Source organism: Streptomyces cyaneochromogenes, assembly GCF_003963535.1.
In the GTDB taxonomy this organism is placed as follows: domain Bacteria; phylum Actinomycetota; class Actinomycetes; order Streptomycetales; family Streptomycetaceae; genus Streptomyces; species Streptomyces shaanxiensis.
Window position 1 is genome coordinate 2,187,252 of sequence record NZ_CP034539.1, and the last position, 12,696, is coordinate 2,199,947.

At 72.4% G+C, this 12,696-nt stretch carries 12 protein-coding genes; 3 read left to right on the forward strand and 9 right to left on the reverse strand.

Annotation, left to right across the window (positions count from 1 at the left end; genetic code table 11):
* Nucleotide 1: 1 nt before the first annotated feature.
* Nucleotides 2-1,153, reverse strand: coding sequence for an acyl-CoA dehydrogenase family protein (locus EJ357_RS09645; protein ID WP_126390582.1), 1,152 nt, complete (start codon nt 1,151-1,153; stop codon nt 2-4).
* Between the two features lie 104 nt (nt 1,154-1,257).
* Here EJ357_RS09645 and EJ357_RS09650 point away from each other — a divergent pair, with 104 nt between their 5' ends.
* The 3 genes from EJ357_RS09650 to EJ357_RS09660 all read left to right on the forward strand — a co-directional run bounded on the left by EJ357_RS09650 (nt 1,258) and on the right by EJ357_RS09660 (nt 3,795).
* Nucleotides 1,258-1,899, forward strand: coding sequence for a TetR/AcrR family transcriptional regulator (locus EJ357_RS09650; protein ID WP_126390583.1), 642 nt, complete (start codon nt 1,258-1,260; stop codon nt 1,897-1,899).
* A gap of 57 nt (nt 1,900-1,956) precedes the next feature.
* Entirely contained in the window at nt 1,957-2,667 is a 711-nt protein-coding gene (locus tag EJ357_RS09655) for an ArsR/SmtB family transcription factor (RefSeq protein WP_126390584.1), read from the forward strand.
* Between the two features lie 186 nt (nt 2,668-2,853).
* Nucleotides 2,854-3,795 carry a DMT family transporter gene (locus EJ357_RS09660; protein ID WP_126390585.1) on the forward strand — a complete coding sequence of 314 codons (942 nt, stop codon included), beginning with the start codon at nt 2,854-2,856 and terminating at the stop codon, nt 3,793-3,795.
* On the opposite strand, the gene EJ357_RS09665 is transcribed toward EJ357_RS09660, so the two are convergent.
* The 8 genes from EJ357_RS09665 to EJ357_RS09700 form a co-directional block, all read right to left on the reverse strand.
* A complete protein-coding gene (locus EJ357_RS09665; protein ID WP_126390586.1) occupies nt 3,787-5,109 on the reverse strand; it encodes an MFS transporter in 1,323 nt (440 codons plus the stop codon). The two genes, EJ357_RS09660 and EJ357_RS09665, sit on opposite strands and share 9 nt — an antisense overlap.
* 191 nt (nt 5,110-5,300) lie before the next feature.
* A complete protein-coding gene (locus EJ357_RS09670) occupies nt 5,301-6,380 on the reverse strand; it encodes a Zn-dependent alcohol dehydrogenase (RefSeq protein ID WP_126390587.1) in 1,080 nt (359 codons plus the stop codon).
* Nucleotides 6,381-6,391: 11 nt separating this feature from the next.
* Nucleotides 6,392-7,780: an aldehyde dehydrogenase family protein gene (locus EJ357_RS09675; RefSeq protein WP_126390588.1), complete on the reverse strand. Its 1,389-nt coding sequence runs from the start codon at nt 7,778-7,780 to the stop codon at nt 6,392-6,394.
* A gap of 134 nt (nt 7,781-7,914) precedes the next feature.
* Nucleotides 7,915-8,385, reverse strand: coding sequence for a DUF3574 domain-containing protein (locus tag EJ357_RS09680; RefSeq protein WP_126399330.1), 471 nt, complete (start codon nt 8,383-8,385; stop codon nt 7,915-7,917).
* Nucleotides 8,386-8,415: 30 nt separating this feature from the next.
* Nucleotides 8,416-9,756: an ABC transporter ATP-binding protein gene (locus EJ357_RS09685; protein ID WP_126390589.1), complete on the reverse strand. Its 1,341-nt coding sequence runs from the start codon at nt 9,754-9,756 to the stop codon at nt 8,416-8,418.
* Nucleotides 9,757-9,965: 209 nt separating this feature from the next.
* Complete coding sequence (locus EJ357_RS09690; protein WP_126390590.1) at nt 9,966-10,619, reverse strand: class F sortase; 654 nt, start codon at nt 10,617-10,619, stop codon at nt 9,966-9,968.
* Entirely contained in the window at nt 10,606-11,358 is a 753-nt protein-coding gene (locus EJ357_RS09695) for a hypothetical protein (protein ID WP_126390592.1), read from the reverse strand. The genes EJ357_RS09690 and EJ357_RS09695 overlap by 14 nt, the downstream gene beginning before the upstream one ends.
* A gap of 99 nt (nt 11,359-11,457) precedes the next feature.
* Complete coding sequence (locus EJ357_RS09700; RefSeq protein WP_126390594.1) at nt 11,458-12,693, reverse strand: MFS transporter; 1,236 nt, start codon at nt 12,691-12,693, stop codon at nt 11,458-11,460.
* Nucleotides 12,694-12,696: the final 3 nt, after the last annotated feature.

Here is a 12,696-nt window from a genome sequence, read left to right on the forward strand (position 1 = left end):
CTCAGAACGCCGAAACGCCCGTCAACGCCCGCCCGATGACCAGCTTCTGGATCTGGCTCGTGCCCTCGTAGAGGGTCATCACCCGGGCGTCGCGCAGCAGCTTGCCCGCCGGGTACTCGTCGATGTAGCCGTAGCCGCCGAAGACCTGAAGGGCGTTGTTGGCGGCGCGGACGGCGGCCTCCGAGGCGAAGAGTTTGGCCTTGGAGGACTCGACGGCGAAGGGCAGCCCGCGGTCGATCAGGTCGGCGACGCGCCAGGTCAGCAGGCGGGCCGCGTCCACGTCGACGGCGATGTCGCTGATCAGCTCCTGGACGAGCTGGTGCTGGGCGATGGGCTTGCCGAACTGCTCGCGTTCACCGGCGTACCGGACGGCCGCGTCCAGCGCGGCCTGGGCTATGCCCACGCACCCCGCGGCGACCGACATCCGCCCCTTGGCCAGGGCGGACATCGCGACCGAGAAGCCCTTGCCCTCCTCCCCCAGCATGGCCGCCGCGGGCACCCGTACGTCCTCGAGGACCAGCTCGGCGGTGGCCTGGCCGCGCAGGCCGAGCTTGCCGTGGATGGTGCGGCGGGTCAGGCCGGGGGCGCCGGTGGGGACCAGGAAGGCGGAGACGCCCTTGTGGCCGGGCGCGTCGGTGGAGCGGGCGAAGAGCAGGACGACGTCGGCCCACGTGCCGTTCGTGATGAACATCTTGGTGCCGTTGATGACGTAGTCGTCGCCGTCACGGACCGCGCGGGTGGCCAGGTTGCCGGCGTCGGATCCGGTGCCCGGTTCGGTCAGGCCGAAACAGCCGACCAGTTCGCCCGCGGTGAGCCCCGGCAGCCAGCGGCGCCTGTGCTCCTCGCTCCCCCAGGCGGCGATCGTCTTGGCGACCAGGCCGAGCGAGACCGACACGATCCCGCGCACCGAGGAGTCGCCCCGGCCCAGTTCCTCCGTGACCAGGCAGTACGCGAGATGGTCGCCGCCCGAGCCGCCGTACTCCTCGTCGATCGTCAGACCGAGGAAGCCGACCTCGCCGAGCTTCTTGACGATCGAGCGGTCCACCTCCTCGGCACGGTCCCACGCGACGACGTTCGGGGCGATCTCGCGGTCCACGAAGTCCCGGGCGAGCCGTCGGACGGCGATCTGTTCCTCGCTGAGCTCCAGGTTCATGCCGAGTCACCCCACAGACAGCGGCCACCGAGGGCCGTCCATTGAAAGCCGTACATTTAAATTAGCACTGCTAGTTTCCGTTGGGCAGCCCTACTATGTGCGCCATGGCCCGACCGCGCAAGCCCCTCCTCAGCTACGACCGGATCGTCGAGACGGCGCGCGAACTCGTGGACGGGGAGGGCCTCGCGGCCTTCTCAACCCGCCGGCTCGCCGCCGAACTGGGCGTGAGCGGGCCGTCCCTGTACAACCACTTCCGCACCAAGGACGAGATCCTGGAGGCGGTCGCCGACTCGGTCAGCGCGCAGGTCGACCTGTCGATGTTCGAGGACGGCCGGGACTGGCGGACCGCGCTGCACGACTGGGCCGTCTCCTACCGGGCCGCCCTGCGCGACCACCCGAACATCGTCCCGGTCCTCGCCCAGGGCCCCGGCCGCCGCCCCGCCGGTCTCCGCCTCGCCGACGCCGTCTACGGCGCGATGGTCCACGCGGGCTGGCCGCCGGCGCAGGCCACGTCCATCGGCGCGCTGATGCGGTACTTCATCATGGGCTCGGCGCTCGGCTCGTTCGCCGGCGGCTTCGTGGACGACGCGAGCGCGTACGACCCCGCCGACTACCCCCACCTCGGACAGGCCCACCTCCTCGCCGAGCAGCAGGAGAAGATCGACGAGCGGGCCTTCGAAACCGGGCTCGCGGCGCTGCTGGACGGGCTGGCCCGGCAGTACGAGCAGGTCGGGCGGGCCGGCTGACACCGGCTGGGAACCTTTCGGTGAGCGCCGAAGTGTCCGTGCCCCATCCTGGGACGCATGGCCACCAAGGACCCCCAGGCACCGCACCTCGCCCGGCTCGCCGCGCTCATCGCCGACGAGACCCGGGCCGCCTGCCTGCTGGCGCTGCTCGACGGGCGGGCGTGGACGGCCGGTGAGCTGGCGCGGCATGCCGGGGTCGCCGCGTCCACGCTGAGCGAGCATCTGGGCAAGCTGGTGGCGGGCGGGCTGCTCACCGAGGAGCGGCAGGGACGGCACCGGTATGTCCGGCTGGCCGACGCGCGGGTCGCCCAGCTGGTGGAGGACCTGGCCGCGCAGGTCACCCCGGCAACGGCCGTACGGCCGCGGAATCTACGGGAGTCCAGCGCGGGGTCCGCCATGGCGCGTGGGCGCACCTGCTACGACCATCTCGCCGGGCGGCTCGGCATCGCGGTCACCGACGCGCTGACCGTGCGCGGGCTCTTGCGGCAGGACACCGGGTTCGCTCTCACGGACGCGGGGCTGGGCTGGTTCGACTCCGCCGGGATCCACCTCGAACGCACCGGGCGTCGGCCGCTTGCCCGAGCCTGTCTCGACTGGACGGAACGCCGGCCTCACCTGGCCGGTGTCGCGGGCGCGGCCCTGTGCCGGCATGCGCTGGATGCGGGGTGGTGCGTGCGGATCGGGTCGGAGCGGGCGGTGAAAGTGACTCCGTCGGGGGAGCGGGCTCTGGGGGAGCTCCTGGGTATCGAGGCGGGGGCGTTGTGGTGAGGCGGGCGGCTACGGGGGTGGGTGGTTGTGTTGTGTGCCGAGTGCGGGTGCGTGGGGGCTTGTCGCGCAGTTCCCCGCGCCCCTGGGTCGGCTGCAGCCGACGCCGTTGAACAGGCACCACACGCCCCATCGTCCCGTCCGAAATCCGCGAGCCCTCGCCCACCCTCCCCTCCTAGCCTCTGGAGCATGATGAACGCCTCCCCTGCGCGCCGTACCGAACTGCTCGCCGCCGGTGCCGCCACCCTCACCGTCGTCCTGTGGGCCTCCGCCTTCGTCTCCATCCGCAGTGCGGGTGAGGTGTACTCGCCGGGTGCGCTCGCGCTGGGGCGGCTGCTCGTCGGTGCTTTGGTGCTGGGGGTCATATGCCTCATCCGGCGCGAGGGGCTGCCCCCTCGGGCCGCCTGGCCCGGGATCGCGATATCGGGGCTGCTGTGGTTCGGGTTCTACAGCGTCGTGCTGAACTGGGGCGAGCAGCAGGTGGACGCCGGTACGGCGGCGCTCGTGGTGAACATCGGGCCCATCCTGATCGCGCTGCTGGGCGCCCGGCTGCTCGGTGACCCGATGCCGCCGCGGCTGCTGGCCGGGATGGCGGTGTCGTTCGCCGGTGCGGTGACCGTGGGGCTGTCGATGTCGGGCGGGGGCGGTTCGTCCGTGCTCGGGGTGGTGCTGTGTCTGCTCGCCGCGGTCGGGTACGCGGGCGGTGTCGTGGCGCAGAAGCCGGCGCTCGGCCATGCGAGCGCGCTCCAGGTGACGACGTACGGGTGCCTGGTCGGCGCGGTCCTCTGCCTGCCGTTCACCGGACAGCTGATCGGCGAGGTGGCCGACGCGCCCCTGTCCGCCACGCTCAACATGGTCTATCTGGGCGTCTTCTCGCTGGCCCTCGCCTTCACCACGTGGGCGTTCGCCCTGGCCCGCACGACGGCCAGCCGTATGGGCGCGACCACGTACGCGGTGCCCGCGCTGGTCGTGCTGATGTCGTGGCTGGCGCTGGGCGAGGTGCCGGGGCCGCTCACGCTGGCGGGCGGGGCGCTGTGTCTGGCGGGGGTCGCCGTGTCGCGGTCCCGGACGCGGTCCGCCCGGGTCGTGGCTGCGGCGCCACGACCCGAGCAGGCTCGCGAGTCAGCGTGAACGCGCCCTGTCCGCAAGGACCTTGATGGAGAGCAGGGCGATCACCGAGAGGCCGATGATGTAGCCGGAGACGGCCATCGAGGTACCCGTGGCCTCCAGCAGCAGCACCATGATGAACGGGGCGAGGCCGCCGCCGAGCACGGCCGCGATCTGGTAGCCGAGGGAGGCACCGGTGTAGCGCATCTCGGGCGTGAACAGTTCGGCGAACAGGGCCGCCTGGGGGCCGTACATGATGCTGAGGAAGCAGCTCGCGACGAACGTGCCGACCGCCAGCCACAGCAGTGAACCGGTGTCGATCAGCAGGAACAGCGGTACGGCCCACAGGGCGATACCGGCCGCGCCGATCGCGTAGACGCGGATGCGGCCGACCTTGTCGGAGAGCGCGGCCGCGGCCGGGATCAGCACCAGCTGGGTGAGGCTGATGCAGAGCGAGACCATGAGGACGGCGCTCTTCTTCATGCCGAGTTCGCGGGTCGTGTAGTCGAGCACGCCGGTGATGATGATGTAGAAGGTCGCGGTGTTCACGGCGAAGGAGCCGCCGGCCAGGAGGACCGTGCCCAGGTGGTCCTTCAGGATCGTGCGCAGCGGGGAGGACTGCTCGGCCTTCTCCTGCTCGGCCAGCTTCTGCTCCGCCTCCCGGAACTCGGGGGTCTCCTCGACGCGGGTGTGGATGTACCAGGCGAGCACGAGGACGAACAGGCCGACGAGGAACGGCACGCGCCAGGCCCAGGCCGCGAACTCGGAGTCGGTCGTGAACGCCCCGGCCAGCAGGAAGACGGTGTTGGCGGTCACCACGCCGATGGGGACGCCGAGCTGGACGAAGCTGCCGTAGACACCGCGCTTGCCCTCGGGGGCGTACTCGGTGGCCATCAGCATCGCGCCGCCCCACTGGGCGCCGACGGCGATGCCCTGCAGCACCCGGAAGAGGACCAGCAGGATCGGGGCGGCGACGCCGATCGTCTCGTACGTCGGGAGCAGGCCGATGCCGGTGGTGGCGAGGCCCATGAGGGTGAGCGCGAGGACCAGCATCGGCTTGCGGCCGCGCTTGTCGCCGAGCTGGCCGGCGACGATGCCGCCGAGGGGGCGGGCCAGGAACCCGACGGCGAAGGTGGCGAAGGAGGCGAGCACTCCGGCGGTGGAGCTGCCGGCCGGGAAGTACAGGTCACCGAGGACCAGTGCGGCGGCGATACCGAAGACGAAGTAGTCGTACCACTCCACGGCTGACGCCAGAGCGGCGGCGGTGGCGACACGGCGGCGGTTGCCGACGGCGGTAGCGGTAGGGGTGAGCGGCTGGGCGGAAGGTGCCGTGTCCATGCGTGCACACTCCGATGGGTGCGGGGACGGAACAGGGGGTGGCTCGGGTTCCGGGAACGTACTGACCGGACGGTATGGACGTCAACGGGTCGCGCAGCAGCAGTTTTGCCTGTAGACGGCACGCAGAGCGGGATCCGGGCATGCCGAGGGCCCCGGCCTCGCACGGAGACCGGGGCGCGCGGGAGGCGGGGCTAGAACACCACCAGCGCCCTGCCGCCCTTGCCCGCCAGCATGTTCTCGAACGCCGCCGGGATGCCTTCCAGGGCGATCCGTTCCGTCACCAGGGCGCCCAGGTCCAGGCGGCCCGCCCGCACGTGCTCGGCCAGGATCGGCACGTCGCGGGCGGGGTCGGTGTTGCCGTAGACGCAGCCGGAGAGGGTGCGGCCCCAGTGGAAGATCTCCAGGGCGTTGAAGGTGACCTGCTGGTCCTTGCCGCCGATGCCGACGACCGTGGTGCGGCCGCCGCGGCGGGTGGAGTCCCAGGCCGTGCGGATGGTGGTCGCACGGCCGACGCACTCGACGGCCACGTCGACGCCCTGCTTGCCGGTGAGGGCGCGGATCTCGCGGGCGGTGTTCTCGGAGGCGACGACGTAGTCCGTGGCGCCCGCGGCCCGGGCCAGCTCCTCCTTCTCCGGGGAGACGTCGACCGCGACGATCTTTGCCGCGCCCGCGATCCGGGCCGACTGCAGGGCGGCCAGGCCCACTCCCCCGACGCCGAACACCGCGACCGTCTCGCCCTCCCGGACCCGCGCCGAGTGGTGCACGGCGCCGTAGCCGGTGAGCACGGCGCAGCCCAGCAGGGCGGCGTCGGTGAGCGGGATGCCGTCCGGGAGCGGCAGGACGCAGCCCGCCGAGACGACCGTCTCCTCGGCGAACGCGGCGACGTTCAGGCCGGGGTGGAGGTCTACGCCCGCCGCGGTGCGGGCGTAGACGTCGGCGGCGCCGTTCAGCGCGTTGGCGCACAGCCAGACCTCGCCGAGCCCGCAGGCGTGGCAACCGCCGCAGGACGGCGCCCAGTTGAGGACGACCGCGTCCCCCGGGGCGACATGGGTGACGTCCTCCCCCACGGCCACCACCGTGCCCGCGCCCTCGTGGCCCAGCACCGCGGGGACCGGGACGCGCATCGTGCCGTTGGACAGGGACAGGTCGGAGTGGCAGACACCGGCGGCGGCGAGGCGGACGCGGACCTGGCCGGGGCCGGGGTCCGGGAGGTCGATCTCGGTGATCTCCAAAGGAGCGTCTACGGCGGGAAGAACTGCTGCGCGAACCACGTGAAGGCTCCTCAGAACTGCAGGGACTTGGTCTGGAGGTACTCGGTCAGGCCGTGCGCGCCCAGTTCGCGGCCGACGCCCGACTGCTTGTACCCGCCGAAGGGGGCGAGCGGGTTGAAGCGGCCGCCGTTGATGTCGACCTGGCCGGTGTCCATACAGCGCGCGAAGGCCACCGCCTCCGCCTCCTCGCCCGCCCAGACGGCGCCCGCGAGGCCGTAGACCGTGCCGTTGGCGATCCGCAGGGCGTCCGCCTCGTCCTCGTACTTCAGGATCGACAGGACCGGGCCGAAGATCTCCTCCTGCGCGATGGTCATCTCGGGCGTCACGTCGGCGAAGACGGTCGGGCTGACGAAGTAGCCCTGCTCGCGTGGCGCTTCGGGCCCGCCCGCGACAAGGCGCGCGCCCTCCGCGACACCCTTCTCGATGTAACCGCGCACCCGCGTCTGCTGCTTGGCGCTCACCACCGGGCCGATGCGCTCCCCGTACTTCGCAGCGGCGGCCCGGGCCAGCTCCACGGCCTCGTCGTACTGGTCCCGGTGCACCAGCATCCGCGTCCAGGCACTGCACGTCTGCCCCGAGTTGGACATGACGTTGGCGACGCCGACGTTGACCGCCTTGGCCAGGTCGGCGCTCGGCAGGATGACGTTTGCGGACTTTCCGCCCAGCTCCAGGGCGACCTTCTTGATCGCCGCGGCGGCCACGGCGGCGATCTGCCGGCCGACGGCGGTGGAGCCGGTGAAGGAGACCAGGTCGACGTCCGGGTGCTCGGCGAGCGCCTGGCCCGCGACCGGGCCACGACCGGTGACGAGGTTGAAGACGCCCGCGGGCATGCCGGCCTCGTGCACCGCCTCGGCGAAGAGCTGGGCCACCAGCGGGGTGTCCTCGGCCGGCTTCACGACGACCGTGCAGCCGGCGGCCAGCGCCGGGCCGACCTTGGCGACGATCTGGTGGAGCGGGTAGTTCCAGGGCGTGATGGCCCCGACCACACCGATCGGCTCGTGGTACACGGTCGAGTTGCCGACCTTCTCCTCGAAGGCGTACGTCGCCGCCAGCTCGGCGTACGAGCCCGCGACCGCGATCGGCACGCCCGCGTGGACCGCCTGCGAGAAGTTCAGCGGCGAGCCGAGTTCGGCGGTGACCGTCTCGGCGATCTCGTCCTTGCGGGCCACCAGCACGTCCCGCAGGGCGGCCAGCCGCGCGGCCCGCTCGGCGGGCGGGGTCGCGGCCCAGCCCGGGAAGGCGGCACGGGCGGCCCGTACGGCGGTGTCGACGTCGGCGGCGGTGCCGGCCGGGACCCGGCCGACGACCTGCTCGTCGGCCGGGTTCACGACCTCGATGACCTCCCCGCTCGCGGCGGGGCGCCATGCGCCGTCGATGTACATGCCGTCGTGTGCCTTCATCGAGCTTCCTCCCGGGTGGGCCGTTTCATCGACCGGCTGCCGTCGCCGTCGTCCGGCTCGTCGTCCGGCTCACAAACTAGCGGCGATAGTTTTACCGCGCCAGACGCCTCCGGAGTGAGCCGCGCCCCATGACATCAGAAGTCGACCCGCGCCCTGTCGTCCACCCTCGCCACCGCCTCCTGGCCGAAGGCCTTCTCGTAGGCGCGGCGGATCTCCTCGATCTTGCGGTCACTGCTCTGCGCCTGCCCCCGCGGGTAGAGCAGGATCAGCTCGTACGACCGCTCCTTCTCGATCGTCCCGCTCGCGTCCCGCCACTGTCCGCGCCCGGACTGGATCGTGAGCCCGTCCGGGAAGTCCGGCGTGACCTCCTTGTCGACGAACGCCATGAACTGCTGGTCGGTGACGGCCGGGCCGGCGTCCGGGCGGGCGGTGCCGAAGAACAACCGGGTCTCGATGTACGGCTCTCCCCGTGCGGGGGCCAAGGACGCGGCCGGCGCCGCGGAGGTGTCGTCGTCGAGGGTGGCGTACGCGGTCGGCGCGCCGACGGCCAGCAGGAGGCCGACGGCGGTGAGGACGGCCCGGGTTCGGGTGAAGTGCACGTTCATGGCCGCATGACTAGCCATGTCCGGCGGACTTCACTCCTCCAGGTCGGGAAGGCGCGCCGGGGCCGGGCAGATGCGGTCGCCGTGCTGGTCGAAGACGAACAGATGGGCGAGGTCGACGAGGAGCGGGACGTGCATGCCGTGCCGGAGCTCGAAGTCGGGGGTGGTACGGACGATGAGGTCGCCGGGGAGTCGGCCCTCGGGCGGTGTCGGATCGGGCCCGGCGTCGGCCGGGTCGTCGAGCGTCACCACCGGGCCGGCGCGCAGGGCGCCCGCGCGTTCCCTGAGGCGGTCCAGGACCGTGCCGCCCTCGCGGCGACGGCGGCGCGCGGGGCGGACGGCCGGGCGCGGGGCCTCCAGGTCCGGTACGACGGCCGGGCGGGAGCCCGTGTTGAAGTGGACGAGGACCTCGTGACCCTGGAACTCCACGTGCTCCACCAGCCCGGTGATGTGCACCTCGCCGGGCCGTGCGGAGGCGGGCTTGGCGATGCGCACCGCCTCGGAGCGCAGACCCACGATGACCTCGCGGCCCTGCTGGACCCGGAGCAACTGGTGGTCCAGGCAAAGGGGTTCGGGCAGGCGCAGGTACTGCTTGCCGAGGCTGATGGTCATCGCGCCGTCCAGCGGGGCGCGTACGACGCCGCGCAGGAGGTTGATGCGCGGGGTGCCGATGAAGGCGGCGACGAAGACGTTGCGGGGCAGGGCGTACACCGAGCGCGGAGCGCCGACCTGCTGGAGGACGCCGCCGCGCAGGACGGCGACCCGGTCGCCGAGCGACATCGCCTCGGCCTGGTCGTGGGTGACGTAGACCGTGGTGACGCCCAGTTTCCGGGTGAGGCCGGAGATCTCGGCGCGCAGGTGGTTGCGGAGCTTGGCGTCGAGGTTGGACAGCGGCTCGTCCATCAGGAACGCGGTGGGGTGGCGGGCGATGGCCCGGCCCATGGCGACGCGCTGGCGTTCACCGCCGGAGAGCTGCGCGGGGAAGCGGTCGAGGAGGTCCTCGATGCCCAGCATGCGGGCGGTGGCGTCCACCCGTGGGCGCGGGTCCGCGCCGGGCGACTCGATGCGCAGCGGGAACCCGATGTTGTCGCGGCCGGTCATGCTCGGATAGAGAGCGAAGTTCTGGAAGACCATCGCCATGCGCCGGTCGGCGGGCAGCAGGTCGTTGGCCCACTCGCCGTCCAGGAGCAGTTCGCCCTCGTCGATCTCCTCCAGGCCGGCGATCATTCTGAGCACGGTGGACTTGCCGCAGCCGGAGGGCCCGAGGAGGACGAGGAACTCACCGGGCTCGATGTCCAGCGAGAGCCGGTCCACGACCCGGACACCACGCGTGTAGGACTTGCTCACGTCGTGCAGGGAGATGGCGCGTGTCATGACTGCTGCCCCCGAGGGCTGTGCGGAGCGCCGCTGCTCCGTGGATTCGAAGGCCCCGTGCGGGTCGTACGGGGCCTGTGAGTCACGGAAGTTAACGGAATGTGCCCGGCCGGGGGAAGGGGTTGGTCACTTCGTCCGGTCATCGGTCACTTCGTCGCGGTCAGCGGTCACTTCGCCGCGGCCATGGGACACTCCGTCGCGGCCATGGGTCACTTCGTCGCCGTCAGGTGGGCGAAGACCACCACGTTGCTGGTGTAGCCCGTCTCCCGGTCGAAGAGGCCGCCGCAGGTGAGCACGCGGAGTTCCGGACGCCGGGCCGGGCCGTAGACCTCCTTGTCGGGGAAGTTCGCCTTGTCGTACACCTTCACCCGGTCCACGGTGTAGACGGCGGTACGGCCGTCCTCGCGGCGCGCCTCGATCTTCTTGCCGCGCTTCACCGAGGCGAGCCCGGCGAAGACGGCGGAGCCGGTCGTGGTGTCGCGGTGGCCCACCGCGATCGCGACGCCCCGCTCACCGGGTGTGGGACCGCCCCGGTACCAGCCGATGAGCTTCGGGTCGTCGACCGGCGGTGTCTCCAACTCGCGGGTCGCGGTGAGCCCGAGGCCCATCACCGGGGCGTCGATGCCCAGGGACGGGATACGGACGGACGTCGGCCGGGACCTCGGGAGCGGGCGGGGCGGGGGCGTGGGCTCGGCGGCCGCCACGGGGTGCCGGCCGTCGGGCCCTGTCGGCGCGATCGGGTCGCCGTGCCCCTCGCACCGGACCACCACCGTCACCAGGATGACCGTCAGCACGGCCGTCCTGGCGAGGCGGAAGGCGCGGGTCCGGTACCAGGGCCTGCGTCTGCGCCTACGCGGCACCATGGGGCTGCCGGCGGGTCCTGCGGACGTACACGGTGCCGCCGACGGCTACCAGGCCCACCAGGCCGGCGCCCGCCACCGGCGCGTACGCGGCCACGGTGTCGCCGAGCCCGCCACCGCCCGCGTGCACACCGCCTCTCGGGCCGTCGTTGTCGCCACGGCCCCATCCTTCGCCGCGGTCGCCGCCTTCGCCGCCCCGCTCGTTGTCCCCGATCTCCCCACGCGGGCCGTCGTCCCCGCGCGGGCCGCCGTCCTCCCCGCGCGGGCCGCCGTCCTCCCCGCGCGGACCGCCGTCCCCGTCCCGCCGGTCGCCGTCCCGCCGGTCGCCGCACCTGACCCGGAAGACCTTCTCCTTCGGCGGGATGCCCGTCACGACCCAGGTGAGCTTGTACTGGCCTTCGGCAAGCCCCAGGACATCGGTGTGCCCGGCACCCCCGGCGAGCTGGATGGCGCCGGTGACGGTGGCGCCCGTGGGCAGCGGAGGCTGCGGCGAGATGGTGTACGTGATCGACGCGAGGATGTCGAAGTTGACGGCGTCGAGGTAGAACCGGCAGACCACCGGGTCGTCCTTCGGAACCCCGTAGGGCACGCCCTCGCGGTGGATCCTGATGTCGCCGTTCTCCCCCTGGGCCCACGCGGTCGGCGCCGCCACCCACGACGCACCCGCCGCGGCGAGGGCCGTGAGGACGACTGTGGCGCCCGCGCGAGCACGGAAGGCACGTGAGGGTGTCAGGGTCGGCATACGCGCTCCTCAGATTCAGACGATTTTCATACAAATCGTTCTTTCGCCTGACTCTCCTTCACGCGCACCACGACGCGCCGCACGACGTCCGGCGCGTCGTCAAATATCGCTCGTCCGGCGCAATCCCGAGCCTTTCGGCCGCTCCCGTGCGGCTGATCGGGGCCCCCCGGGCCGCTTCGGCGTGCGCACCGCGACCCCCGCCGACAGCAGCAGCAACGCCGCCAGCATCACGAACGGCGCAGCGACCCCGGCGACGCCCGCGACCAGGCCGGCCGACGCCGGGGCGGCGACCTGGCCGAGGCGGTTGCCGGTCAGCCGCAGGGCGAGCGCTGTCGAGCGGGCACCCTCGGGGGCCGCCTGGACGACCGTCGTCATGGACAGCGGCTGGCCGACGCCGAGGCAGAAACCGAGCACCGCCAATATCACGGCCAGCGCCCACACGGGCACCGGCAGCGCGATCCCGGCGCACAGCAGGGCCGCCAGCAGACAGGTCACGGTCAGCAGCAGGGTGCGGCCGAGCAGTCGCAGCAGGGGCGTCAGAACCAGACGGCACGCGATGGTGGCCGCGGCGCGCAGGCTCAGCAGGAGGCCGATCACGGACGGCGCGATGCCCCGGTGCTCGCCGACCACCGGAAGGTAGGCGGTGAGGATGTCGGTCGCGGACAGCACGGCGAGGCTGACGAAGATGCCGGCGGGCACGCCCCGGGCGCGCAGGATGCGCCGTACGGGAACGCGTTCGCCCTGCTCCTCACGGGACTTGGCCGTCGTACGGCTCTCTATCCGCCACAGCGAGGTGAACGCGACCGCGCCGCCCGCACCCGCCACCAGCAGGGCGAGGGCGCTGGTGGCCGCCATGTCCCGGCCGCCGATCAGCGCGCCCGCGGCGATCGGGCCGACCAGCTGGCCGAGGGAGGCGCCGATGGTGAAGTGGCCGAAGTTGCGGTCCTGTTCGTGCGGGGCGGACTGGCGGGCGACGAGCGACTGGGCGCCGATGACGAAGCAGAGGTGGCCCAGGCCCATCACCCCGCTCCAGATCGCCATCGCCCAGAGGGAGCCCGCGATACCACTCATCGCGCATCCGCCGGATATCAGGACCACGCCGATCGGCAGCAGGGGCGCGCACCGGCCGTGGTCGGTGCGACGCCCCAGGGGGACCGCGGCGAACAGCGGGAGCAGGGCGTACACCCCCGCGATCACACCGATCGCCCGCTCGTCCGCGCCCAACGCCAGCGCCCGGTAGGAGACGGCGGGCCGGGCCATCGACACCGCCCCCTGCGCGAAGCTGAAGGCGATGACGAGGCGGAGCAGCCAGCCGCGGTTCCCACCGGGCGCCATGAA

Coding starts and splice junctions, on each gene's coding strand:
- EJ357_RS09645 (WP_126390582.1), bottom strand. CDS start 1,153: ATGAACCTGGAGCTCAGCGAGGAACAGATCGCCGTCCGACGGCTCGCC.
- EJ357_RS09650 (WP_126390583.1), top strand. CDS start 1,258: ATGGCCCGACCGCGCAAGCCCCTCCTCAGCTACGACCGGATCGTCGAG.
- EJ357_RS09655 (WP_126390584.1), top strand. CDS start 1,957: ATGGCCACCAAGGACCCCCAGGCACCGCACCTCGCCCGGCTCGCCGCG.
- EJ357_RS09660 (WP_126390585.1), top strand. CDS start 2,854: ATGATGAACGCCTCCCCTGCGCGCCGTACCGAACTGCTCGCCGCCGGT.
- EJ357_RS09665 (WP_126390586.1), bottom strand. CDS start 5,109: ATGGACACGGCACCTTCCGCCCAGCCGCTCACCCCTACCGCTACCGCC.
- EJ357_RS09675 (WP_126390588.1), bottom strand. CDS start 7,780: ATGAAGGCACACGACGGCATGTACATCGACGGCGCATGGCGCCCCGCC.
- EJ357_RS09680 (WP_126399330.1), bottom strand. CDS start 8,385: ATGAACGTGCACTTCACCCGAACCCGGGCCGTCCTCACCGCCGTCGGC.
- EJ357_RS09685 (WP_126390589.1), bottom strand. CDS start 9,756: ATGACACGCGCCATCTCCCTGCACGACGTGAGCAAGTCCTACACGCGT.
- EJ357_RS09690 (WP_126390590.1), bottom strand. CDS start 10,619: ATGGTGCCGCGTAGGCGCAGACGCAGGCCCTGGTACCGGACCCGCGCC.
- EJ357_RS09695 (WP_126390592.1), bottom strand. CDS start 11,358: ATGCCGACCCTGACACCCTCACGTGCCTTCCGTGCTCGCGCGGGCGCC.
- EJ357_RS09700 (WP_126390594.1), bottom strand. CDS start 12,693: ATGGCGCCCGGTGGGAACCGCGGCTGGCTGCTCCGCCTCGTCATCGCC.